This is a genomic window from Parabacteroides goldsteinii (assembly GCF_020091425.1).
Lineage (GTDB): Bacteria > Bacteroidota > Bacteroidia > Bacteroidales > Tannerellaceae > Parabacteroides > Parabacteroides goldsteinii.
The window spans coordinates 5,133,498-5,157,152 of sequence record NZ_CP081906.1 but is presented as its reverse complement, the minus strand read 5'-3'; the positions used below and the strand labels follow the sequence as shown (position 1 = coordinate 5,157,152).

At 46.4% G+C, this 23,655-nt stretch carries 17 protein-coding genes; 7 read left to right on the top strand and 10 right to left on the bottom strand.

The annotated features are described in order from the left end of the window. Window positions 1–184 precede the first annotated feature (184 nt). The 5 genes from K6V26_RS21670 to K6V26_RS21650 all read left to right on the top strand — a co-directional run bounded on the left by K6V26_RS21670 (window position 185) and on the right by K6V26_RS21650 (window position 8,486). On the top strand, window positions 185–1,540 hold the full coding sequence (locus tag K6V26_RS21670) for a TolC family protein (protein ID WP_224263826.1): 1,356 nt from the start codon (window positions 185–187) through the stop codon (window positions 1,538–1,540). Window positions 1,541–1,567: 27 nt separating this feature from the next. Beyond that, the gene (locus K6V26_RS21665; protein ID WP_195585175.1) at window positions 1,568–2,815 is read left to right on the top strand and encodes an efflux RND transporter periplasmic adaptor subunit; all 1,248 of its coding nucleotides are present in this window, start codon (window positions 1,568–1,570) and stop codon (window positions 2,813–2,815) included. A 14-nt stretch (window positions 2,816–2,829) separates the two neighbouring features. Then, window positions 2,830–5,235, top strand: a complete 2,406-nt coding sequence (locus K6V26_RS21660; protein ID WP_224263825.1) for an ABC transporter permease — start codon at window positions 2,830–2,832, stop codon at window positions 5,233–5,235. 17 nt (window positions 5,236–5,252) lie between these two features. Beyond that, window positions 5,253–5,927, top strand: a complete 675-nt coding sequence (locus K6V26_RS21655; RefSeq protein WP_009860654.1) for an ABC transporter ATP-binding protein — start codon at window positions 5,253–5,255, stop codon at window positions 5,925–5,927. A gap of 135 nt (window positions 5,928–6,062) precedes the next feature. After that, window positions 6,063–8,486, top strand: coding sequence for an ABC transporter permease (locus K6V26_RS21650; protein ID WP_224263824.1), 2,424 nt, complete (start codon window positions 6,063–6,065; stop codon window positions 8,484–8,486). A 73-nt stretch (window positions 8,487–8,559) separates the two neighbouring features. On the opposite strand, the gene K6V26_RS21645 is transcribed toward K6V26_RS21650, so the two are convergent. The 7 genes from K6V26_RS21645 to K6V26_RS21615 all read right to left on the bottom strand — a co-directional run bounded on the left by K6V26_RS21645 (window position 8,560) and on the right by K6V26_RS21615 (window position 16,110). Next, window positions 8,560–9,990 (bottom strand): DUF4933 domain-containing protein, encoded by a 1,431-nt coding sequence (locus K6V26_RS21645; RefSeq protein ID WP_224263823.1) that lies wholly within the window; start codon window positions 9,988–9,990, stop codon window positions 8,560–8,562. Between the two features lie 159 nt (window positions 9,991–10,149). Beyond that, entirely contained in the window at window positions 10,150–10,557 is a 408-nt protein-coding gene (locus tag K6V26_RS21640; protein WP_224265865.1) for a PaaI family thioesterase, read from the bottom strand. A gap of 2 nt (window positions 10,558–10,559) precedes the next feature. Next, a complete protein-coding gene (locus K6V26_RS21635) occupies window positions 10,560–11,234 on the bottom strand; it encodes a PmeII family type II restriction endonuclease (RefSeq protein WP_262905186.1) in 675 nt (224 codons plus the stop codon). After that, a complete protein-coding gene (locus tag K6V26_RS21630) occupies window positions 11,143–12,144 on the bottom strand; it encodes a DNA-methyltransferase (protein WP_224263822.1) in 1,002 nt (333 codons plus the stop codon). The genes K6V26_RS21635 and K6V26_RS21630 overlap by 92 nt, the downstream gene beginning before the upstream one ends. A gap of 21 nt (window positions 12,145–12,165) precedes the next feature. Continuing rightward, on the bottom strand, window positions 12,166–13,641 hold the full coding sequence (cysS, locus tag K6V26_RS21625) for a cysteine--tRNA ligase (protein ID WP_046145749.1): 1,476 nt from the start codon (window positions 13,639–13,641) through the stop codon (window positions 12,166–12,168). An 86-nt stretch (window positions 13,642–13,727) separates the two neighbouring features. Then, complete coding sequence (locus tag K6V26_RS21620) at window positions 13,728–14,138, bottom strand: Fur family transcriptional regulator (protein WP_010801335.1); 411 nt, start codon at window positions 14,136–14,138, stop codon at window positions 13,728–13,730. Window position 14,139: 1 nt separating this feature from the next. Continuing rightward, the gene (locus K6V26_RS21615) at window positions 14,140–16,110 is read right to left on the bottom strand and encodes a heavy metal translocating P-type ATPase (protein ID WP_394373099.1); all 1,971 of its coding nucleotides are present in this window, start codon (window positions 16,108–16,110) and stop codon (window positions 14,140–14,142) included. A 155-nt stretch (window positions 16,111–16,265) separates the two neighbouring features. On the opposite strand from K6V26_RS21615, the gene K6V26_RS21610 reads away from it, so the two are divergent. Next, window positions 16,266–18,047 (top strand): right-handed parallel beta-helix repeat-containing protein, encoded by a 1,782-nt coding sequence (locus K6V26_RS21610; protein ID WP_394373157.1) that lies wholly within the window; start codon window positions 16,266–16,268, stop codon window positions 18,045–18,047. Window positions 18,048–18,085: 38 nt separating this feature from the next. Here K6V26_RS21610 and K6V26_RS21605 read toward each other — a convergent pair whose 3' ends face one another. Next, window positions 18,086–20,272 (bottom strand): PAS domain-containing sensor histidine kinase, encoded by a 2,187-nt coding sequence (locus K6V26_RS21605; RefSeq protein ID WP_224263820.1) that lies wholly within the window; start codon window positions 20,270–20,272, stop codon window positions 18,086–18,088. Window positions 20,273–20,398: 126 nt separating this feature from the next. Then, window positions 20,399–21,235: a copper resistance protein NlpE N-terminal domain-containing protein gene (locus K6V26_RS21600; protein ID WP_224263819.1), complete on the bottom strand. Its 837-nt coding sequence runs from the start codon at window positions 21,233–21,235 to the stop codon at window positions 20,399–20,401. A 113-nt stretch (window positions 21,236–21,348) separates the two neighbouring features. On the opposite strand from K6V26_RS21600, the gene K6V26_RS21595 reads away from it, so the two are divergent. Next, window positions 21,349–22,110 (top strand): phosphatase PAP2 family protein, encoded by a 762-nt coding sequence (locus tag K6V26_RS21595; protein WP_122326745.1) that lies wholly within the window; start codon window positions 21,349–21,351, stop codon window positions 22,108–22,110. 3 nt (window positions 22,111–22,113) lie between these two features. Here the strand turns inward: K6V26_RS21595 and K6V26_RS21590 are convergent, their stop codons facing one another. After that, the gene (locus K6V26_RS21590) at window positions 22,114–23,634 is read right to left on the bottom strand and encodes a GH3 auxin-responsive promoter family protein (RefSeq protein WP_224265862.1); all 1,521 of its coding nucleotides are present in this window, start codon (window positions 23,632–23,634) and stop codon (window positions 22,114–22,116) included. Window positions 23,635–23,655: the final 21 nt, after the last annotated feature.

Sequence of the window (23,655 nt, the reverse complement as noted above, 5' to 3'; positions counted from 1 at the left end):
CTGGCCCCGTATCCGGCACAGAAGCAGGGCCTGTTTTTTTATGATTGACACATCAGCGTCCATATTTTTGACAATCGGGCGTCCATATATTTTACACTTTGCGAGGCTGTTTCTTTTGTGGAATATGATAATCAGTCAGTATGAAATGTGGCACGCCTTTTGCTTTTACATGTACATGATGAAAATGCAAATAACAATTAAATATGGATGGAGGTTAGCCTGCCTGTTGCTGTTTGGTTCGGTAGTGGGAGCAGGTGCACAGGAATCCTGGAGTGTCGACTCTTGCATGCGCTATGCGCTGGAGAGGAACCTGGCACTGAAAAACAGCCGGTTGGATACCCGTATCGCTCGCGAAGACTTTACGGCGGCGATAGGAGATTTCCTGCCTTCGGTCAGTACCAGCGGGGCTTTCGGGAAACGGATGGGACGTTCGGTCGACCCGAAAACGAATTTGTATACCACCTCTTCCTTCGTGGAAAGTACGCTGGGAGTTGATATATCATTGCCTGTTTTCGACGGGTTCAAACGTATCAACCGGGCACAGTTCACCCGGCTGAACAGGCAACTGAGCAGCGTTGCCGGAAAAGCGGAGGAGAACCGGGTGGCTTTCGAGGTGATGGATGCTTATTATGTATATATCTTTGACAGAAAGATGAGTGCCCTGGCTGCCGAACAACGTAAGCTAAGCGAGCGTTACCATGAGCAGATGCTTGAATATGTGGACCTCGGCCTTCGTTCACCCTCTGACCTTCAGGAGGTGAAAGCCCGTTTGCAGAGCGATATTTATCAGGAGACGGTGAAGAAGAAGACGGAGCGTCTTTCTTTTCTTGCACTAAAAGAGTTGTTGCAGATGCGCGATTCGGACTCTTTATCCGTTAGTGACAGAGAGGGGGATGACGGTGAGTTGCCGCTTCTTGCCGGTTATTCGGCTCCGGAAGTGTATGCAGAGTCGGAGACTACGCTTCCCGAGTTCCGGATGATGGATTTGCGGGAACAGGCGTCGCGAAAGTCGCTTGCCATCGCGTCGGGAGCTTTCTCGCCTTCCATCCGGGCGGATTTCAGTCTTTATTCGAGTTACTATGACACGGAACGCGATGCGGACGGACATATCTCCTCGTTCGGGCAGCAGATGAAAAACAATTGGAACAAATATATAGGTCTGCGGGTATCTTTCCCTATATTCAGCGGTTTGTCCCGCTTTACGGCAGTCAGGAAAGAGCGTTTCCGCCTGCAACAGATAAGGAATAACAACGACCAGCAACGAATATCCTTATATAAGGAGATAGAAGACGCCTGCCTTTCCTTACAGGCTTCGGCAGAGGAACATCACCAGGCTAAACTGCAATTGCAGGCAGCTGCAACCACCCTCAAAGAGAACGAGGAGAAGTGGGAGGAAGGCATGGTTTCCGTCTTCGAACTGATGGAGAAACGGAACCTGTATATCCAGGCCAAAGCAGAACTGGCCCGTACCCGGCTGCAATATGACCTGAAACACCGGATGGTCGAGTTCTACCGTACCGGTTCATTTTTAGTAAAATAACAACAAAGAACAGATATGAATAACAACATGGACACCCCTATCGAACGGAAATCCCGTTTGAAGAAGAAACATCTGTATGCGATGGCAGGAGGCACTTTCCTCCTGGTCTGCCTGCTTTACTTTATTTTCCGCGATACCTCTTCCTCCATGAAAGTGGACAAGGAACGGCTGACCATCTCCACCATCGTCCAGGGTGAGTTTAATGATTATATCCGTGTGATAGGGCAGGTGCTCCCGGACCGTATCATCTACCTCGATGCCATCGAGGGCGGCCGGGTGGAAGAACGCCTGATAGAAGAAGGGGCGCAGGTCAAGGCCGGTGATGTTATCCTCCGCCTGAGTAACCCGTTGCTGAATATCGGTATCCTGCAAAGCGAGGCAGACCTTGCTTATCAGGAGAACGAACTCCGTAACACCCGCATCAGCATGGAACAGGAACATCTGCGTCTGCAACAGGACCGTATCAGCCTCAACAAAGAACTGGTACAGAAGGAACGCCGTTACCGGCAATACGAACGCCTGTATAACAAACAACTCCTGGCGCGTGAAGATTTCCTGCTGGCAAAGGAGGACTACGAAAGTGCCCGCGACCAGCTTGTCGTGCTAGACCAGCGTATCTGCCAGGACGACCTTTTCCGCAGCAGCCAGTTGGAGAGCCTGGATGAGAATATCCGGAACATGAAACGGAGCCTCTCCCTCGTCCGCGAACGGTTGGAGAACCTGAAGGTGAAAGCGCCCGTCAGCGGCCAGCTGGGTAATCTCGAAGCACAGATAGGGCAGTCTATCGCCCAGGGGGAACGTATCGGGCAGGTCATCACCCCCGAACTGAAGGTGGAGGCCAAGATTGACGAACATTATGTGGAGCGGGTGATGCCCGGCCTCCCCGCCAGCTTCGAGCGTGAAGGAAAGACCTACGACATGGAAGTGACGAAAGTCTACCCTGAAGTGCGCGACGGCCAGTTCCGTACCGACCTTCATTTTACCGGAGGACGTCCGGAGAATATCCGTGCCGGGCAGACCTATCACCTGAACCTGCAACTGGGTGATCCCGTACAGGCCATCCTGATTCCCCGCGGCAGCTTCTACCAGGCAAGCGGCGGCCTGTATGTATATGTCGTGGATGAGGACGAGACTGTCGCTCGCCGCCGTTCGGTGAAGATAGGCCGCCAGAATCCGCAGTATTATGAAGTGACCGAAGGAGTGAAACCGGGAGAGAAAGTGATTATCTCCGGCTATGAACTGTTCGGTGAAAACGAACGATTGATTATCAGATAACAGAAAGGATAAAGATGGATTATCTCTCTCAAGTCATAAAAAGCCAGCGCGCCCGCAAGTCACTTTCGGTCATTAATATCTTCGGCCTGTCGGTGTGTATCTCTGCCGCCCTGCTGATTCTGCTCTATGTCCGTTTCGAACTGAGCTACGACTCTTTCCATGACGGCGACCGCGTGTACCGTGTCGAAAGCCGTTTGTATGAGGGAGCAACGCTGACGGATAATTGGGCGACGACCGCATTCGGCCACGGTCCGGTGATGAGCCGGGAGATACCGGGCATCGAAAAGTTCGTCCGGCTGACCGCCCAGGACCGGGAACAGGTGGTTACCTATCAGGATAAGCAGTTCGCCGAAAGCCGCTATTGTTTTGCCGAACCAACCTTTTTCGACCTCTTCCGTTTCCCTATTCTGAAAGGGGAGAGAGACGGCCAGCTGACCCGTCCCAATACCGCCGTGCTGACGGAAAGTGCCGCCCACCGTTATTTCGGCGAGGCGGAGCCGTTGGGTAAAATCCTGACCTTCCGCACGTCGACAGCCGAACAACATTTCGAAGTGACAGGCATTATTGCCGATATGCCGGCCAATTCGCATCTGCATTATGATTTCCTGCTGTCTTATTCCACGATACCGAAGGAACGGCAGGATATTTGGTATATTCACGGCGTCTATACGTATGTCCGCCTGGAACCGGGGAAAAAATCGGAAGATATAGAAAACGCCTTTGCCGCTATTTCAGATAAATACAAAACCGCAGCTTTGAAGCATAAGGACTGGAAGGTGGAGTTAATCCCATTGAAAGATATTCACCTGACTCCGCAGAAGTCGTATGAGAAGGAGACGAAAGGCAGCCGTACCGCCGTGTATATCCTTTCGGTGATGGCGATTGCCCTGTTGCTGACAGGCTGGGTCAATGCGTTGAACCTGATGGTGGCGCGTTTCCTGGAACGGGGAAAAGAGTTCGGAGTGCGTAAAGCCTTCGGTGCCTCCCGTCGTCAGATGCTGTTGCAGGGACTGACGGAGGCCGGCATCGTCAACCTGCTGGCAACCTTGATTGCGCTCGGTTGGTTGGAGGTATTGCTGCCGCTTGTCTATACCTGGGCGGAACATGATTTTGGTGCCGATATATTAGTACAATCGCAGTTCTGGCTGGCCGTAGCGGTTATTGCCGGGCTGGGGACGCTTTTCACCGGCTTATATCCTTCCTATCTGCTGACACGCATCCGTCCGTCGGATATCATACGCGGGAAGTTATTACATAGCCGGAAAGGCAATAAGATGCGGAAAACATTGATTGTCGTGCAGTTTGTCGCCTCCTTTATCTTGATAACGGGCACGTTTGTCGTTATCTCCCAGGTTCGCTACATGCAGAAGGAGGCCGCTTCTCTCGGGACAGACCGGATCATCGTATTGAAATATCCCTCTTTTACAGATGAACTGTCCGTCAGGATGGAAAGCTTCAAGAAAGAACTGAAGCGGAAGACGTATGTCCGCCAGGTGACTGTTTCCGGTGCCGTGCCGGGGGTGGAGGTCGCCAATTATTTTGCCAACCGTCCGTTCGGCAGCGACCCGTCCGAGGTGAAACTGATTCAGATGTTCGCCGTCGATTACGATTACCTGGCCACCTATTCGCCGGAGATGGTCTGCGGCAGGGGATTCTCGGAAGAGTATGGAGATGAACTGAATAAGGTCGTGCTGAACGAAGAGGCCGTCCGCCTCCTGGGTTTCCCTTCTGCGGAAGCGGCTTTAGGCAAACAGCTGACGATGGAAGTGTTGCAAGACCCTCTCCAGGTGATAGGGGTGGCGAGGAACTATTACCAGCAGTCGCTGGCCGTCCCTTATAAGCCAATCATCTTCTTCCTGAAAGACCGCGTTCCGATTATCGGGACACCTTATATTTCCATTCGCATGGACGGTGTGGCCGGTCCGGTCCGTCTGGCGGAGATAGAACAAATCTATCGCGATTTCTTCCCGACTTCGTTGTTCTCTTATTTCTTCCTCGACGATTTCAACAGGAACCAGTATAAGGAAGACCGGAATTTCGGATGGATATTTGCCGCATCGTCTTTGCTGGCCGTCTTTGTCGCCTGCCTGGGATTGTGGGTAATCACGCTTTTCTCGACCCTCTCGCGGGTGAAGGAAGTGGGAATACGTAAGGTGCTGGGAGCGGGTAAAAGGAATCTTTTTGTAGTTTTGACGCGTGAATTATTGCTTCTTACGGTACTTGCGTCCGTGATAGGTATTCCCGTGTCCGCTTTCCTGATGAATAGCTGGCTTGAAAGCTATGCGTTTCATATCCCGTTGCCCTGGTGGAGTTATGCGGTGGCGTTCGTGCTACTGATGTGTATCGCTTTCGGGACGATTGCCCGGCAGGTATGGCGCATCATCCGCCTGAAACCGATGTATATTTTAAGGAGTGAATAATTTATAAATAGGAACATATGATTAAAACAGAGAATCTGTCTATGCTCTTCACCACGGAAGACGTACAGACCAAAGCATTGAATGAAGTAAGCCTGGAGATAAAGAAAGGCGAATTTGTGGCTATCATGGGGCCTTCGGGTTGCGGCAAATCCACCTTGCTGAATATCCTGGGAACGCTTGATTCGTCAACTTCGGGCAAATACTTCTTCGATGGAAAGGAGATCGATAAGATGAGCGAGAGCCAGCTGACTTCTTTCCGTAAAGGGAATATCGGCTTTGTATTCCAGAACTTCAACTTGATTGACGAACTGACGGTCTATGAAAATGTAGAACTGCCCCTTGTCTATCTGAACAGCAAGAAGTCCGAACGCAAAAAGAAGGTGATGGAGGTGCTTGAACGTATGAATATCGCCCATCGTGCCGGCCATTTCCCGCAGCAATTATCCGGTGGCCAGCAGCAACGTGTGGCTATTGCCCGTGCAGTGGTAACCGACTGTCCCCTGATTCTGGCGGATGAGCCGACGGGTAACCTGGATTCGACAAACGGCCTCGAAGTAATGGAACTGCTCAGCGAACTGAACCGGCAGGGAACGACGGTCGTTATCGTCACCCACTCCCAGCGGGACGCGAAGTTTGCCCACCGGGTCATTCATTTGCTGGACGGGCGGATTGTATCGGAGGAGAAACGTTGACGGTAATCATCAACGGAGGTTGACGGTGTCCGTCAGTTACCGTTGACAACTGTCGTCAATGAGAGTTGACGATGACCGTCATCACAGACAGGATAAAGTGAAGTACTAATATTTTATTGACAGATTCAGAATACTATGATTATTTCAAACTATTGGAACAGTGCCCTGCGCAGCCTGACGAAAAAGAAAGGCTTCAGTGCAATCAATATAATCGGCCTGGCAATCGGTATGGCGGCCGCCCTGCTGATTCTGACCTACGTGGCTTTCGAATATAGCTACGACGATATGCACAGCCGTGCCGACCGCATCTTCCGCGTGGAAGCACGTTTCTACGAAAACGGCGAACTGACGGATGACTGGGCGAGCAGTTCGGCCGGCTACGCCACCGCTATGAAACGTAACCTGGCGGGCGTGGAGGATTATACCCGCGTCGGCAGCCAGTACTATCCGGAGCAGGTCGTGAAATACAACGAACTGCTCTACCGTGAGACTGGCATCGGGTATGCCGAGAAGAATTATTTCAACTTCTTCGATTATGAATTACTGAAAGGGGATAAGAATACCTGCCTCGACGGGCCGAACAAGGTGGTGATAACCGAGCGCATCGCCAATAAATACTTCAAAGGGGCCGACCCGATTGGGAAGATACTGATTTTCCGCAGCAATATCGGCGAAGAGGCGTGCGAAGTGACCGGCATCATGAAAGATATGCCCGTCAACTCGCATGTGCGTTACAGCATGATGATCTCCTACGAAACTCTTCCGAAATGGATGGATGAATACTGGTATCGCCACGAAGTGTACTCATACGTCCTCCTGAAGTCTCCCGCCCTGAAGAAACAGGTGGAAGAAGCCTTCCCTGCAATGGCGGAGAAATACAAGACAGAAGAGGCGCTGAAGAATAAGACCTGGGCAATCGAATTGACTAACCTGCGCGATATCCACCTGAATCCGCAGAAGGCGTATGAGCCGGAGACGAAGGGGAACAGTTCTTCCATGCTGGTGCTGATATGTACGGCGTTGGCGATCCTGTGCATTGCCTGGATCAATTATATCAATATGACGGTTGCCCGCTCGATGGAACGGGCCAAAGAGATCGGCATTCGAAGGGCTTCGGGGGCGAGCCGCCGGCAAATCGTGGCGCAGTTCCTGTTCGAATCGCTGATAACGAACGGGATTGCCTTTATCCTGGCTATCGGGTTGATGGAGGCGTTGATGCCTGCTTTTAACAGCCTGACCGGGCGTGACCTGGGATTTTCCGTGTGGGTGACGACCTCGTTGGGGTGGATGCTGTTGTTGATTTTTGCCTTGGGCGTGTTCCTGTCCGGTTTCTATCCGGCGACGATTTTGTCGGGTATTAAGCCAATCCGGATGCTGAAAGGGAAGTTCACGCATACGAAGAATGCGGCGACGACCCGTAAGGTGCTGGTCGTTTTGCAATATACGGCGTCGATGGCTTTGCTCTGCGGGACGCTGATCGTGTATGCACAGTTGCAGTTTATGCGTCAGGCCTCGCTGGGTGTCCGTGTGGACCAGACGTTGGTGTTGAAATTTCCGGCGCATTGCGAGGAACTGTCTACGAAGCTGACGGCGATGAAAAGGGAGTTGAAGGCATTGCCTTCCGTGAAGAATGTGACGGTTTCCGGTGCCGTTCCCGGGACGGAGGTGGCAGATTTCCTGTCTATTGTCCGTTTGAGTGATGCCACGAAGCAAACCCGCCTGCTGGAAATGCTCAGTTGCGATTACTATTATCTGGATGCCTACGACCTGAAGTTTGTTGCCGGCCGTGGTTTCGGGGAGGATTTCGGTGGTGATGTATATAATATCGTCCTGAATGAGGCAGCCGTCCGTACATTGGGCTTTGCCTCGCCCGATGCCGCGATTGGCGAACGCCTTTCCGTGGAGACGGTAGACCAGCCGATGAAGATTATCGGTGTGGTGAAAGATTATCATCAGCAGTCCCTGAATAAAGGCTATACACCTATCCTGTTCGCCCTTCACGACAAACTGAGCTGGATGAAGCAGCGTTATATCTCCGTGGTGATGGAGAATGCCAATCCCCGTGAGTTGGTGAAGCAGGCGGAGACGGTCTGGAACCGTTATTTCCCGGATTCCAGCTATGATTACTTCTTCCTCGACCAGTTCTTCGACCAGCAATACCGGCAGGATGAGGTGTTCGGGTTGATTGTAGCTCTCTTTGCGATACTGGCGATTTTCATCTCCTGCATGGGACTTTGGGTGCTGGTGATGTTCTCCTGTTCGACCCGTGTTCGTGAAATGGGTATACGTAAAGTCTTGGGTGCTTCCAAAATACAGCTGTTCTATGAACTGGGACGTGAGTTCTTTGTCCTGATCGGCATTGCGATAGTGATAGCTCTTCCTCTTTCCTGGTGGGTCATGGACGGCTGGCTGAGTAATTATTCGTTCCGCACCGACTGGAAAGCCTGGTTCTTCCTGGTTCCGGTGATTTTGTTGTGTGTGATTTCCCTGTTGACCATAGGCTGGCAGACTGCTAAAACAATCCTTAGCAAACCTGCCCGGTCGTTGCGGTACGAGTAAAATAATGTGCCAATGAGGTAATGTGCCAATATGCCAATGGAAATAGCATTCCTCATATTGGCACATTGGCATATTATTCAAGTATCATCACTATCATTTCATTATCGGCCAATGAACCGGCCAGCTGGCGGACGCGTTCCTGTTGTTCTGCCGGTAATTTGGAGAAGTTTTTCATCTTTTGCAGGGCTTCCAGTTTCCTCTTGGTATAGCTGGTAAACAGTTTATTATCCTGCCAACTGATTTCGCCTAAGATAACAGGGATACCGTTCGGCATTTCTGCAGGCAGAAGAAATTCTTCCGGGTAATTGTTTTCATCTTGAATAAGCGATAGCTGTTTATTGTCTTTATCATATAATGCATACGAATAGAAGACGCTTTTCTCATTGCGTGTATTCGGACAATCGTAGTTTTTCGAATACGTGAAGAGTATGAAATGATCTGTATCGACCCAGCTTTTGGCTACGTATTTCTGGGACTTATCCCCGTATAGTCCGTTGTCGATATTTAATTTCTTATCTCCGAATCGCAGGATATATTCCGGGCATAAACGGTTGGGTGAGGAGACGCTGAAGATTGTATCGTTGAATGCTTGTCTGAAATAGGCTTTGTCTTTGTTCCGGTACGTCCAGGAGCTTTCGGGAAAAGCATACGGACCACTTAACTTGACGGTCGGGAGATTATAATTACCGAATACGCATAACGTGTCGTATGAGTTCTTGTTGAATGTCGTAAACATGACCGGTGACATGAAATCGCCGGAGATATTAAATAAGGTTGAATCATCCAGACTGGTCAGGAAGGCTGTCTGCTTAGGGTCAATGAAGCGGATTTCTTCGATCAGGCGGCCGTCTTCAATTGACTTCCAGACCATTTTATTGTATTTGTTGACGGTGTCCCTTTCCATATAACGGTATTGGTTTCCGGGTTCCAGTGTAATTCCGTTGATTGTGCTTTTCCTGTTGCTGGCATGAAATTCCAGTTTCTGGGTGGCAGGGTCGTATTTCAGTCCGTCGATGCGGGAGATAAGCAGCGTATCCGTGAGCTGTCCGTTTAAATCAAAACAGAAAGTACCGAAAAGGTCACTTGTCAGAATCCGGTTTTCCAGTAGTTGTACGTTTGTATTTACTCCTCTGGCACTGCTCATACCACGGTCGTAAGAGACGATGATACTGGCATCATACAGGAAACTTCCCTGGTTGGGGGAAAGCGGATTTTTTAGAGTGATGCAGGTTGCCTTGTTGAAATGCTCTTTCAGTGAAAAAGGCCGGACAGGCAACTTGGTTGTGAAGTCCAGTACGACAGGAGGATTGGCGGGATCGGTTGTACGTATTTCAGTGTTTTGTATGCCTGGATTTAACTGGCTCGTTTCGATGATGATGGGCTTTGCCGGAGTTGTCCCGGCTGTTTCTTCCGTTTGCGTGTTTCCCTGTTTTCCGCCGCAGGCACATAAGGCGATTCCTATGCATAAAATAGCAGTACTTGTTCCGACTTTCATGTGTTTCATAATTCGTGTATTTATTGTTTCAGGAAGAGCAAATGTAGGGAAAACAAAAACGTATAACAAAATAAGGAGTTGACATATTCATCTTTTCTTATTCTGTTATACGTCTACTATTCAGGTAGATAATGTATTTTATACCTGTTTGTCGATTGACATTTCGTTTTATTCTATCGGTGCAAACGGAAGTTCCGTGTCTTTCCTGTATCCGGAGCCGCTGAACGTTGCAATCAGTTCTCCGGCTTCATTCGTGATATTTACTTCGCAGTTGGCAAGCCGTTTATGGCTGAATACTTCCCGTGCTTCGGCATAAAGGAATCCTTTGCTTTCGGCTTTGAAGAAGTTGATATTGGAAGTGATGGACAATGTCAGCCGGGCATGACTGTTGGTAGCTGCCGCAAACGCCAGGTCGGCCAGCGTAAAGATGGCACCTCCCTGGCAGACACCGCCACCGTTCAGGTGCATCGGTTTTATCTCCATACGGGCTTTGGCATAACCATTACTCGTTTCCAGTAATTCTACCCCGGCAAATAAGGCAAATTTGTCGCCTTGAAGAAATTCGTTTATTGTCATCATTATTGTTTAATTTTATTATTCCCGGAGTTGAATTCTACCAGCTTTATCCAGTTTATAGAGCCGTCTGTATGACAAAAATTTACAATGAATTCTTGTGTGAATTTATTTAGCATTGCTGCATATGATTCTTGAAATTCTTCGTTTCGTTCTTTTGCTTGGGCGGATAAAGGTTCGATAATATCAGTATACAGGTTTTCATTATTGGATATGAAAGTCCAAAAGTCTTGTCCACAATATTTGAAATAGTCTCCTTTATCAGGTTGTTTTTCTTGGCCGTAACAACAACCGTTAACAGCTTGGATTGTTAATTGAGAATTACTTGTTCTTAAGGTACGCTGAGCTGTTTTGAAATCTGATTTCATTTTTTCAATCTGGCTACTGTTACCCCAGTTAGGGCCAGATTTAATGGAAACAATATAACGTGTATTATTTTTATCAAATTCAAGATCTATGCCTTTAGTGGCAGATTTCCATCCTCCATATGTGTTTTTGCATACAAAGATTGCTAACCCTTCCATCCAATCTCCAAAAATTGTTTCTTCTGCAGAGGATATAAAAGCATCAGCCAGGCTTTTGACGATATCAGAGGCTGTCAGTAGGTATTTCGCTTTGAATAGGTAAGGATTTTTCTTTTTTAATACTGTTTTTAGCTTTAGCTTTTTTAATTTGTCTATACGGCTTTGGTGGAAGTTGCCGATGTTCTGTTTCACATACTGTGTCACTTGATTGATCAATTGCTTTTCCATATTTTTCGATGGGTTCAAATAATACTAATTCACATTGTTGTAATTCCTGTTTTACCATATTATAGTATTCAGGCTTAATTTCAATACCGATGCTATTTCTGCGCATACGTTGGGCTACAAAATTTGTAGTACCGCTACCCATGAAAGGGTCAAGTACAATATCATGTTCTTTTGTGAAAAGTTTGATAAACCATTCGGGTAGGCCTTCTGGAAAAGCAGCGCTGTGATTTTTATTATTACATTCGGTTGCGAGGTGTAATACATTTGTCGGATATGCTTTTTCACGATCAAGCCAATTAGAAATATTTTTACCAAATCCGCTTCCCACCTTGGAATTATCCCGTTCTTTGTCAGTTTCACTTAAATTCTTTAATCGAGACTTAGCCCAATCTCCAGTAGGAACCATTACTTCTTCTTGATACATATTGAACTTTTTCGACTTGTTGAATTGTAATAGTCGTTCCCAAGCATCACGGAAACGATTAGGCCATTTTCCCGGATATGAGTTTTTCTTATGCCAGATAAATTCTTCAGTCCATAACCAACCTTGTTTTTTCATTTCTAAAATGAGTTCTAAAACATAAGTACTTCTTTCACCATTTTGTACTTTCTCTTTTATATTAAGAATAAATGTACCAGAGGGTTTTAGTACTCGAAATAGTTCTTTAGAGATAGGAAGAAACCATTCTACATATTTATTTACAGAGATTCCTCCATATGAATTTTTTCGTTGGTCGGCATAAGGTGGTGAAGTGATGATCAAATCTACCGAATTGTCTGGTATCCGTTTTAACTGTTCAGCACTATCACCTAAATATATGTCGGCTCTAATTTCCATATTATAGTTAAATTAATTATTTTATTTACTTAGCTTCCATTCTGCTCCGTCTTTGGTATCCTTAATCTCGAATCCCATAGCAGTCAGTTCGTTACGAATCTTGTCGGAAGTAGCCCAATCCTTATTGGCTTTTGCCTGTTGGCGGATAGTCAGCAAGAGGTCTACAGCTTTACCGAATGTCTCATAATTGTCACCTCCGGCAGATGCTTCGTCTTTCATTCCCAGGATATCGAATACGAAAGTGTGGAATACTTCTTTCAACTCTTTCAGGTCTTCAGCCGAGATAGTCGCTTTGCCATCCTTTACGGAATTGATGGCGCGGGAGGCATCGAACAGATGAGAGATGACAATCGGAGAGTTCAGGTCGTCATTTAAAGCGTCATAACATTTCTTGCGAAGGTCTTTCACATCTACTGTCGAGGCATCCGAAGCTGTCAGCTTTTGCAGGTGGTTGTAAGCATCCATCAGACGGCTCAATCCTTTTTCTGCGGCTTGCAGGGCTTCATTGCTGAAATCTACCGTACTGCGGTAATGCGCCTGGAGGATGAAGAAGCGGATTGTCATGGCCGAATAAGCCTGGCTCAGCATTTTGTGGTCGCCGGTGAAGAACTCATCCAGCGTGATAAAGTTACCGAGCGATTTACCCATCTTCTGTCCGTTGATGGTAATCATATTGTTATGCATCCAGTAGTGAACCATATCATCCCCTTGTGAAGCGACAGCCTGTGCAATCTCGCATTCATGGTGCGGGAAGATCAGGTCCATGCCACCCCCGTGGATATCGAAATGCTGTCCCAGGTATTTCTTGCCCATCGCCGTACATTCGCAGTGCCATCCGGGGAAACCGTCGCTCCACGGAGAAGGCCAGCGCATGATATGTTCGGGTTGCGCACATTTCCAGAGGGCGAAGTCGATCGGGTTATGCTTCTCGTCCTGGCCGTCCAGCGCACGGGTCGTATTCAGCATATCTTCGATATTACGGCCCGAAAGGATACCGTAATTATGGTCTTTGTTGTATTTCTCTACGTCAAAATAAACGGAACCTTCGCTTTCATAAGCATATCCGTTGTCAAGAATCTTCTTTACCAGTTCGATTTGCTCGATGATATGGCCCGAAGCATGCGGTTCGATGCTGGGAGGAAGCACGTTGAGGGCATCCATCGCCTTGTGGTAACGGTTCAGGTAGAACTGCACCACTTCCATCGGCTCCAACTGTTCCAGACGGGCTTTCTTGGCGATTTTGTCTTCGCCTTCATCGGCATCGTGCTCCAGATGGCCTACGTCGGTAATGTTGCGTACATAACGTACTTTGTATCCTATATGTGTAAGATAACGGAACAACAGGTCGAATGTGATAGCCGGGCGGGCGTGTCCCAGATGCGCATCGCCATAGACCGTCGGACCACAGACATACATGCCTACGTGGGGTTCATGCAACGGGATAAATTGTTCCTTCTTTCTTGTGAGCGTGTTGTAAATACTTAATGGATGTTCCATATCTGTTCATACTTTAAAAGTTGCTTTGTCTTTGCCTGTATCATCGTAATACAGAGGAAGACAGAATGCAAAGATAATGCCTTTGTCTATTTTGAGCAATCTTCGCAGCAACCTTTTAATACATAGTTGATACTTTCCAGCGTAAAATTACGGGGTAATTCGACCATCGGCACCGGAATATTCCGCAGGCAGAATGTCCTGTGGCACTTCAAACAATAAAAATGCGCATGAAGTTCACTGACGGAACAATTGCAACCGTTGCCGCAAACCGAATATTTCAAAGAACCCGAACCGTCGTCGATACAATGGATAAGGTGATGATCCAGGAAAAGGTTGATAGTCCTCGATACGGTCGATTTGTCTACCGTGTCCAACTCATTCTCCAGATCGAGCAGGCTGAAAGCTCTTTCAAATCGCATCATCGCTTTCAGGATAAGCAGGCGGATGGCTGTCGGTCTGATTTCTCTTTGTTTCAATATATCTAAATAAGCATCCATATCAATCTGTTTTAGTCGTCTTTAATATTCGTACGGCATTGAGGATTGCCAGCAAAGCAACACCGACATCGGCAAAAACCGCTTCCCACATGGTAGCAATTCCTCCGGCTCCCAGCATCAGAACAATCAGTTTGACACCGAAGGCCAATGCTATGTTTTGCCACACGATAGTACGTGTAAACTTTCCGATGCGGATCGCCGTTGCCACTTTGCTGGGCTGGTCGGTCTGTATTACGACGTCGGCCGTTTCGATAGCGGCATCGCTTCCGAGGCCTCCCATGGCAATGCCTATGTCGCTTAATGCAAGGACTGGCGCATCGTTTATCCCGTCGCCGACGAAAGCGATTTTGTTTGTTTTGTCCTGCTTCAATGCTTCCAGGTGGGCGACCTTTCCTTCCGGCAGTAGGTCGCCGTAGGCCCGGGGAATTCCCAATTGTGTAGCTAATTTAGAAACAATAATTTGTTTATCACCTGATAATATTTCCAGGTTATTAATATTTAAGTCTTTTAATTGTTTGATAGCTTCCACTGCATCTTCTTTGGGCGTATCGGCAAGCAGGATATAACCGGCGTATTGCCGGTCGATCGCACAGACAACCACGGTATCCGGATTCTGTTTCCTCCTAATGAAACAGTTGTTTCTATATGGTGAAACACTTGTTTCATTAGGAGGAAACAAAACACCTTCCGAGTCCAACAGACGGGGGTTACCTACTAATACTTCCTTCCCGTCGACTATTGCTTTTAATCCGTAACCTGCCAGTTCGGTCGTATCGATGGTTGTGTCGATTGTTACCTGCTGCTCTTGGGCGTATGCCAGGATCGCTTTGGCAATAGGGTGGTTGCTCCGGCTTTCGACGGAAGCAATGACTCGGAGCAGTTCTTTTTCAGGAATGTTATTTTCCGTAGAGAGGCTCCGTACTTCAAAGACTCCTTTGGTGAGCGTACCTGTCTTGTCGAATACGACCGTATTTATCTTGGTGATGGCGTCGAGATAGTTACCTCCTTTAAACAAGATTCCCTGCCGCGAAGCTGCTCCGATCCCTCCGAAATATCCCAGTGGAATGCTGATAACCAATGCACAGGGACAAGAGATAACAAGAAATACCAGCGCACGGTATAACCAGTCGTTAAAGATGAACAGGAAGTCCGGCTGTACCAGTGAATAAAGATAAGGTATAAGGACAATCAGAAAAGCCAGTCCGGTTACGATTGGTGTATAAATGCGGGCAAATTTCCGGATAAACAGTTCGGCCGGCGCTTTCCGTTCGGATGCATTCTGCACCAGTTCAAGAATACGTGCCAGGGCGCTTTGGTTATATGGTTTGGTTACTTCCAGCCGGATTACCTTATCGGTCACAATCATTCCGGCCAAGACATTTTCATTCGGACTAATCGTACGCGGAACGCTTTCTCCCGTAAGTGCTGCGGTGTTGAAGGAAGCGGCTCCGCTAAGTAATTTACCATCGAGAGGAACTCTTTCTCCGGCTTTCACCTCTATGATTTCTCCCGGTATTACATCGGCCGGAGCTAACGGGACACGTTCGTTATCACGAATGACAACTGCTGTTTCGGGCCGGACGTCGAGCAGCGCACTGATATTTTTACGGGCCTTCGACAATGCATTTTCCTGAAACAGTTCGCCGACGGAATAGAATAACATAACAGCCACACCTTCCGGATATTCCCCGATATAGAATGCGCCGAGTGTAGCGATACACATAAGTGTGAATTCACTGAATATTTCTTTTTCGCGAATACTTTCAATCGCCTCTTTCATCACCGGAAGTCCGACCGGCAGATAAGCGAGTGCATACCATATAAATCTGACGGTTGAGTCGAAGAATCCGGCCTCCGCTACCTGCATCGCAATTCCTCCCAGTAGCATCCCGAAGGAAATTGCCGGAAGAAGATAAGGCGAAATTTTTCTTTTACGTTCCGTATGGCAATGATTACAACTGCAATGTCCCATATCTGTCATGTTTTATTTATTTTCCTGATACAAAGGTAGGTGTTATGAGGTGCAACAAAGTTGCAAAGAATCCGTATATTTGTCGGGTTAATGTTTAGAAAATGAATAATATGAAAAACTCTCGGACTTTTATTGGTATTTTATGCTGTCTGGCCATGCTCTGTTCTTGCTCCCAGACAAAGAATCAGTATGACTTGTCGAACTTTGGCCTGATTCCCGACAAGAAAGATAATGCTTCCCCTTTGATGGCGAAGGCTTTGGAACAGATAGCCGCTTCCCATACAGGTGATGATACGATAACAATCGTACTCCCTAAAGGTCGCTATGATTTCTATCCCGAAGGTGCAGCGCAAAAGGAGTATTTTATCTCCAACCACGACCAGGATAATCCGAAGCTGGTGGGATTGCCTTTTGAGAACATGAAGAATATCATTTTCGATGCACAAGGTTCGGAATTGATTTTTCATGGCCGTATGTTACCTGTTTCATTGATTAATTCGGAAAACTGTACCTTGAAGAATTTCAGTATCGACTTTGAGAATCCGCATATCAGCCAGGTAAAGATATTGGAGAACGATACGGTTGCCGGTGCCATTACCTATGAGGTGGCTCCCTGGGTGGAATATGAAATTCGTGACAGTGTATTTTATGCCAAAGGTGAAGGTTGGGAGCATGCTCCGGCCTGGGGCATCGCTTTTGAAGGAGATACCAAACGCCTTGTTTATACAACCAGCGATATTGCTGTCGGTTCTAAAGGCGTATCGGAAGTTTCTCCCCGCGTGCTTAAATCAACCAAATGGAATAACAAGAAACTGATTCCGGGAACAGTTGTTGCCATGCGCGGCTGGGGACGTCCGACACCGGGTATCTTTGTTTCTTATGATACGAATACAACACTTGAAAACATCCGGGTTCATTATGCGGAAGGTATGGGATTACTGGCGCAGATGAGTGAGAATATCACACTGGATAAATTCTCCGTATGTCTTCGTGGTGATAACGATCCCCGTTACTTCACGACGCAGGCAGATGCTACTCATTTCTCCGGTTGTAAAGGAAAAATCGTTTCTGTAGGCGGCTTGTACGAAGGTATGATGGACGACGCTATCAATGTGCACGGAACTTATCTGAAAATCCAGAAACGTGTAGATGATAAAACGCTGGTAGGTGAATATATGCATCCGCAAAGCTATGGCTTTGAATGGGGATTCCCGGGGAATGCCGTACAGTTTATCGACTCGAAAACAATGGAAATAATCGGCGACCCGAATAAGGTTACAGCCATCAAAGCGTTGGATAAGCCAAGTGCCCACGGAGCTAAAGTGTTTGAGATTGTTTTTGAGAAACCGGTCGATCCGGCTATCAGTGAAAAAGGAACATTCGGTGTCGAGAACCTGGAATGGACTCCTGAAGTTTATTTTGCAGACAACGTAATCCGTAATAACCGTGCCCGTGGTTCCCTGTTCAGCACGCCGAAGAAAACGATTGTTGAAAAGAATGTGTTCGACCATACATCCGGTACGGCCATTCTGCTCTGTGGTGACTGTAATGGTTGGTTTGAGACCGGTGCCTGCCATGATGTGGAGATTCGTAACAATAAATTCATCAATTCATTGACGAATATGTTCCAGTTCACAAATGCCGTTATTTCCATCTATCCGGAAATACCCGACCTGAAAGACCAGAAAAAGTATTTCCATAGCAATATCGTCATTGAAAATAACGAGTTTGAAACATTCGATGCCCCGATCCTGTATGCTAAATCGGTAGACGGTCTGATTTTCCGTAACAACACAATCAAACAGAATAATCAATATCCGGCTTTCCACTGGAACAAGCACCGTTTCTTCTTCCAGCGTGTGATTCACTCAGAGATCAAGGATAATCAGTTTGACGGCGGTTTCGACGAGAAGCGCGATGTGAAGGTAGAGAATTAAGCTGCCTTTTGAATAGCATTGTCAGACCTTTTCAAAATCTATTTTTTGAGAAGGTCTGATGATTTTATATCGCAGGCTATCGTAAACCGGAACGTACTTCCTTTCCCTAATTCCGATTCAACAGACATTTCTCCGCCCAGCTTGTTGACAATCATTTGGCAGATAGATAAGCCGAGTCCGGTTCCGGGGACGAACTTGTCGAATTTGGCAAACCGTTCAAATACATGGTTTAAATTCTCTTTGTCTATCCCTTTTCCTGTATCGGAAACATAGAAAGATAATCCGTTTGGAATGACTTCATAACCGATTGTTATCGAGCCTTCCGAGGTGAATTTGGCTGCATTGTTCAGTAAGTTGGTGATTACCTGTATCAGCCTGTTCTTTTCGGAATGGATAATGAACTTTTTATAAGGCAGGTTACAGATAAGTTTTACCTGCGATGGTAAGTGCGAATCATAGACCTGCTTCAAATCAGCAATGACTTCTGTAATATCAAAATCACTGTAGTTGAAGGTCATTTTCCCCGCATCGATTTTGGATATGTCGAGTATGTCGTTGATAATCTGTAGTAACAAATCGTTGTTTTCTTCGATAATCCGGATAAATTCATCTTTATCCTCATGATCATCTGTCTGGGCGAGAAGTTGGGAGAAGCCGACAATGGCATTCAACGGTGTCCGTATTTCATGGCTCATATTAGCAAGGAAAGCCATTTTCATCCGGTTGCCTTCTTCTACTTTTTCAATATGTGTGATATCGATCAGAAGGCCTGTTACACTTTTAATATTTCCGTCGGGAGTATATTCCAACGGAACGGAGAAGGTATTCATCCAACGATAATCGGTATCTCCGTCCAGCATGACGCGTAAATGCAGGTTACTGTATCCTTTGCATTCACGGGCACGTTTTTCTTGTTCCTTTTGCAAAATAAGACGATCATCCGGGTGAACAGTGAAGCTGAATGACCCGCGGATGAAATTACCAGGATCGACTGGGTCGGGATATATCCGCGTATATTCCTGTGTTTTGATATCCAAATCCCATTGAATGATATTGGCTGCCTGAATAGCCAAATCGCTGCGTTGTATGTAATTGCGGAATCTTTGTTCGCGCTCTATCTCTTCTGTGATGTCTTCGCGTGTTCCGATTAATTTGAGGACATTTCCGTTTTTGTCGTATTTAGAAACCTTGGCAATTAATCTGACCCATCGGTATGAACTGTCAAGACTTTTTATGCAGAATTGAATATTCAAAAGTTCGGAACGTTTATTCAGAATGTCGTCGAATGCTTTTAAATAGGTTTCCTGATGTTCGGGGGCAATTGCTTTATAAATATCTCTTGTTGTCGTATCCTGATTGAAAAATACGGATTCTCCGGAAGAAGAAAATATGCCGGTCTGATTATCATATTCCCAGATAATCATATTTGTGATTTGCAGGAGTAAATCACGCTGCTGACGATTCTCTATCAGTTCCTGTACCTTATTTTTCTGGTCTGTGATATCTTTTTGGGTACCGATTAGACGGTCTATCTTCCCGTTCTCTCCACGTATGCCCATTGAATAAATCTCATACCAGCGTATTTCTCCTTCCGGTGTTAACAGGCGGAATTGTTCGATGCTTTGTTCGTGTTTCTCTTCAACAATGTCAGTGACCAGTTTGACATGACGTTCTCTGTCCTCGGGAACCAGTTGTTTGGTGACATCCCATAGTTTCATTCCCGGCTGTGGCACCGTATTTTCATCAGATAAATCGAAGGAGTCGCTTTCGGGGAGATAAGACCATACCGACAGGTTTCCGGCTTTTAAGGCCATTGTCAGTTTGTTCTTTTCATTGATAGTCTCTAGCTGGGCTTCTACCCGTTTGGTCATGTTTCGGAATATGCCGAAAGTATAATCTTCGAAAGGAATTATATATCCTTCGGCATAACCAATATGACCTTCATTTTCAACTTCGTAATGAATTATATTCGATTTACGCGTTTCCATCGTATCCAGAAATGCATTCAGGAGTTCATTTCCGGAATCACCTCTTAAATTCTTGTAGCAGAACAGCTCCCGGATAGTTTGCCCTTTTTGCTGTTGAGGCGTAAGGAACAAAGATATTTCGGGCTGATAATTAAGCAGGTCTTCAATAAAACCTTCTTTATTAACTATTAAAACGGTATCAGGAAGGAGTTCCAGGAACTGCTTCATGCCTGTCAGAGAGTTTTCATCATTCGCCATAGCCTATAAATTTCGGAGGTTGACCGGTCGGCAAAGTTACTGAATATATTTCTCTCTGATTAAAAAAATAGAATAGAATATATTAAAACCCGATGAAATTCACAACTTTTAGTGCGTACGGGAGAATTACTTCTTTATTCGTTTTAAACTATAGTTCAGTCCGGATTCTGCTTTTTTGAAATCATCTCCAATCAAAGTGATTGTAGAATCATTCTCGCAAAGGAAATTCATCCTTTCATCGCCATTATCGGAAATTAACTGCCAGACGGTGGCATTGTCGTCTCCGGGTATTCCACGTAATGTAAGCCGTTTGCCGGTAGTGACGAATGTTGCATCTTTACCGTCTTCGGCTTCCAGGTAAGTCTGTGAAAGAGAGAACGTACCATCACCGCTATGTTCACGACTACGGATTGTCAGGTCGTAACGGATGCCCGGGCAATCGGCGCAAGGCAACTCACCTTCATAAGTGAGCGTTTGCATTTTACCCAGGGAGTCATCGCTTTCCGCCTTGTCTTGCCGGTATATTTCTTTTTGGCGCTGGCTAATTGTCCATATACCATCTTCGAGACGTATATTCTTAGTGTCATCATCTTCTATATTCCAGGCATAACCTCCGGCGGGAAGCGAGCGGCGGTCGAGTATTTCATTCGGTGTACCGTTTGAGAAAAATAACTCAGCTTTTAATGAGTCCGGGCTGAAAACGATATAAGCGGATGATTTACCATCGGTGGCTTCCAGTCGTATTCCCGATTCAAAAAGGCGGATACAATTTTGTTGCACTTCCGACCAGGTATAACCGGCAGAAGCAATACAGCCATGTTCGTCTTTATCATTTCCAACCATTTCGGTAGATTCGTTTTCAGCCTGGGATTCTTGTTTCGCTTTCTGTTGTCCACAGGAAAAAAGAAGGCCTGTGCAAAGGATAAGGGCGGATAGGATAGGCCCGTTGTTTGTTCTTTTCATCAGAATGAATGTTTTTAATTTGTTTATAAACGGATATCATTACACTATAAGAAACAAAGATAAGTTATTTTTTGTTCCTTTGTGGCTTGAATAAAAGATAAAGCCTGCAAGGAATGAGAACAGCTCTTTTTACTGTAATTTTTCTGATAATAGCATATCTGTCGCCTCTCTGTGCGCAGAATGAAACAGTGTTGTCTGACAGTTTAAAACAGAAGATGCCTGTTATCGAGTACAAATTCAATGCGAAACATCTGATACTTCCGGCTTCGCTGATTACAGTCGGGGCAGTGGGTACGGCTATTGACGGTATGAATGATTTTCATCTTTTCTCGCGGAAAAGCGATGTGAAGAAAATTCATCTCGATGATTATATGGAGTGGGGGATGCTGGGTTGGGTATTTGTCTGCGACCTGATGGGGAAAGAAAAGCATAACTGGGTGGATCAGCTTTTCCTTGTCACTCTGGCGGAAGGGATGAATGCCGTTATGACACGCACCTTAAAATATACGGTAAAAGAAATACGCCCGGACGGAGGCCCGTATTCTTTTCCTTCCGGACATACGGCGAATGCTTTTTTAGGGGCGCATATGGCCTATAAGGAGTTTAAGGATAGCAGTCCTGTATTGGCTTATTCAGGATATGCCCTGGCCCTTTTTGTTGCGGGTTCCAGATTATATAATAACCGGCATTGGGTAGCCGATGTCGTCGCTGGGGCCGGATTCGGTATTTTGTCCGTCGAACTGGCTTATCTCACCTATTTCCCTATTCGTAACGCCATTGCCCGTAAGATAAACCGCAAAGCAGCTCAAAATATGGTGATTGCTCCGACCTTTAATGAGCAGGGAGGAGGTGTTTATTTCTCTTATTCGTTTTGATAATCAGGATAACTGCTTATTGATAGCCAGCAATTGTTCGATATGTGTCCGATCGTTGCTGAGGCGTGGAATTTTGTGCTGGCCGCCTAATTTACCTTTTTCTTTGAGCCATTCGTAGAAGGCACCTTCATGGGCGATTGTGATTTCCAGCGGTTGAAGAGATATTTCCTTGTAACGTTTGGCCTCATAGTCCGAGTTTAATTCCTGTAATGTTTTATCTAGTAATGAAGCGAACTCTTCCATGGAAGGAGGCATCTTTTCAAATTCGATAAACCATTGATGACGGCCTTTCGCCTTGTCGAGCATAAAAAGAGGGGCTGCTGTATATTCTTTGACGATAGCTCCGGTCTGTCGGCTGACCTTACTGATCGCTTTGTCGGCATTATCGACCATCAACTCCTCTCCGAAAGCATTGATATAATGCTTGGTTCTTCCCGAAATAACGAATTTATGCGGGAAAAGAGAGGTAAAACGTACCGTATCTCCAATCTGGTAACGCCATAGTCCGCCGGAGGTCGTGATGACCATCGCGTAGTTTTTTCCTGTCTCCACTGCTTCCAGCGGCAGAATGGTCGGATTGGGCATACCGACTTTCGACATAGGGATAAACTCGTAGAATACACCGTAATCTTGCATCAACAGCAAACTCTGATCCGCCGGATCATCCTGTATGCCGAAAAATCCTTCTGAAGCATTGTACGTTTCCATATAATGCATCTTGTCCGAAGGAATGAGGGCTTTATATTGTTCCCGGTAAGGTTCGAAGCTGATACCTCCATGGAAAAATACTTCCATATTGGGCCAGACTTCGGTCAGATAGTCCCGTCCGGTCTTTTTCAGAACAGACTTGATTAATACCAGCATCCATGAAGGAACACCGGAAAGACTGTTTACATCCTTATTCCACGTACTGTCTACAATCGCTTTTATTTTGCTTTCCCATTCATCCATCAGAATGATCCGTTTAGCCGGAACACGCATCAGGTTGACCAGCGGATTCAGGTTCTGTAGCAGAACTGCGGACAGGTCGCCGCAATGGGATTTTTGATTTAGAGGAGAAGGACTGTGGCTACCGCCCAGAATCAATCCTTTTTTGGAGAAAAAATGACTTTCCGGATTATTTCTCAGATAGAGGGCAACCGTGTCGAAACCACCTTTGTAGTGACAGCCCTGCAATATTTCCGGAGTGACGGGAAGGAATTTACTCTTGTCGTTCGTGGTGCCGCTGCTTTTGGCGTACCACTTGACTACCGAAGGCCAGAGTATGTTCCTTTCTCCATTAATCATCCGTGTGACGTAAGGCTTTATGTCGTCATATATCTGCAACGGGACACGCTGGCAGAAATCTTCATATCTTTTGATACTTTTATAATCATATTTCAACCCCCATTCCGTGTTGCGGGCTGCCGATAATAACGACCGTAGCTGCTTGCGTTGCAGCCGGTCGGTCTCCTGCCCATATTTTTCTATCTCCTTTTGACGGGGGCGGAAGAGTAGTGATATTGTATTTGTTAAAATATCCATGCTCTTTTTATTTGTATCGGT

What these genes read in the sequence shown, in the direction of transcription:
- K6V26_RS21605 (WP_224263820.1), bottom strand. Translation starts at nt 20,272, where the DNA reads ATGGCGAATGATGAAAACTCTCTGACAGGCATGAAGCAGTTCCTGGAA.
- K6V26_RS21645 (WP_224263823.1), bottom strand. Translation starts at nt 9,990, where the DNA reads ATGAAACACATGAAAGTCGGAACAAGTACTGCTATTTTATGCATAGGA.
- K6V26_RS21615 (WP_394373099.1), bottom strand. Translation starts at nt 16,110, where the DNA reads ATGGGACATTGCAGTTGTAATCATTGCCATACGGAACGTAAAAGAAAA.
- K6V26_RS21590 (WP_224265862.1), bottom strand. Translation starts at nt 23,634, where the DNA reads ATGGATATTTTAACAAATACAATATCACTACTCTTCCGCCCCCGTCAA.
- K6V26_RS21665 (WP_195585175.1), top strand. Translation starts at nt 1,568, where the DNA reads ATGGACACCCCTATCGAACGGAAATCCCGTTTGAAGAAGAAACATCTG.
- K6V26_RS21650 (WP_224263824.1), top strand. Translation starts at nt 6,063, where the DNA reads ATGATTATTTCAAACTATTGGAACAGTGCCCTGCGCAGCCTGACGAAA.
- K6V26_RS21640 (WP_224265865.1), bottom strand. Translation starts at nt 10,557, where the DNA reads ATGACAATAAACGAATTTCTTCAAGGCGACAAATTTGCCTTATTTGCC.
- K6V26_RS21655 (WP_009860654.1), top strand. Translation starts at nt 5,253, where the DNA reads ATGATTAAAACAGAGAATCTGTCTATGCTCTTCACCACGGAAGACGTA.
- K6V26_RS21630 (WP_224263822.1), bottom strand. Translation starts at nt 12,144, where the DNA reads ATGGAAATTAGAGCCGACATATATTTAGGTGATAGTGCTGAACAGTTA.
- K6V26_RS21610 (WP_394373157.1), top strand. Translation starts at nt 16,266, where the DNA reads ATGCTCTGTTCTTGCTCCCAGACAAAGAATCAGTATGACTTGTCGAAC.
- K6V26_RS21670 (WP_224263826.1), top strand. Translation starts at nt 185, where the DNA reads ATGCAAATAACAATTAAATATGGATGGAGGTTAGCCTGCCTGTTGCTG.
- K6V26_RS21600 (WP_224263819.1), bottom strand. Translation starts at nt 21,235, where the DNA reads ATGAAAAGAACAAACAACGGGCCTATCCTATCCGCCCTTATCCTTTGC.
- K6V26_RS21620 (WP_010801335.1), bottom strand. Translation starts at nt 14,138, where the DNA reads ATGGATGCTTATTTAGATATATTGAAACAAAGAGAAATCAGACCGACA.
- cysS (WP_046145749.1), bottom strand. Translation starts at nt 13,641, where the DNA reads ATGGAACATCCATTAAGTATTTACAACACGCTCACAAGAAAGAAGGAA.
- K6V26_RS21660 (WP_224263825.1), top strand. Translation starts at nt 2,830, where the DNA reads ATGGATTATCTCTCTCAAGTCATAAAAAGCCAGCGCGCCCGCAAGTCA.
- K6V26_RS21595 (WP_122326745.1), top strand. Translation starts at nt 21,349, where the DNA reads ATGAGAACAGCTCTTTTTACTGTAATTTTTCTGATAATAGCATATCTG.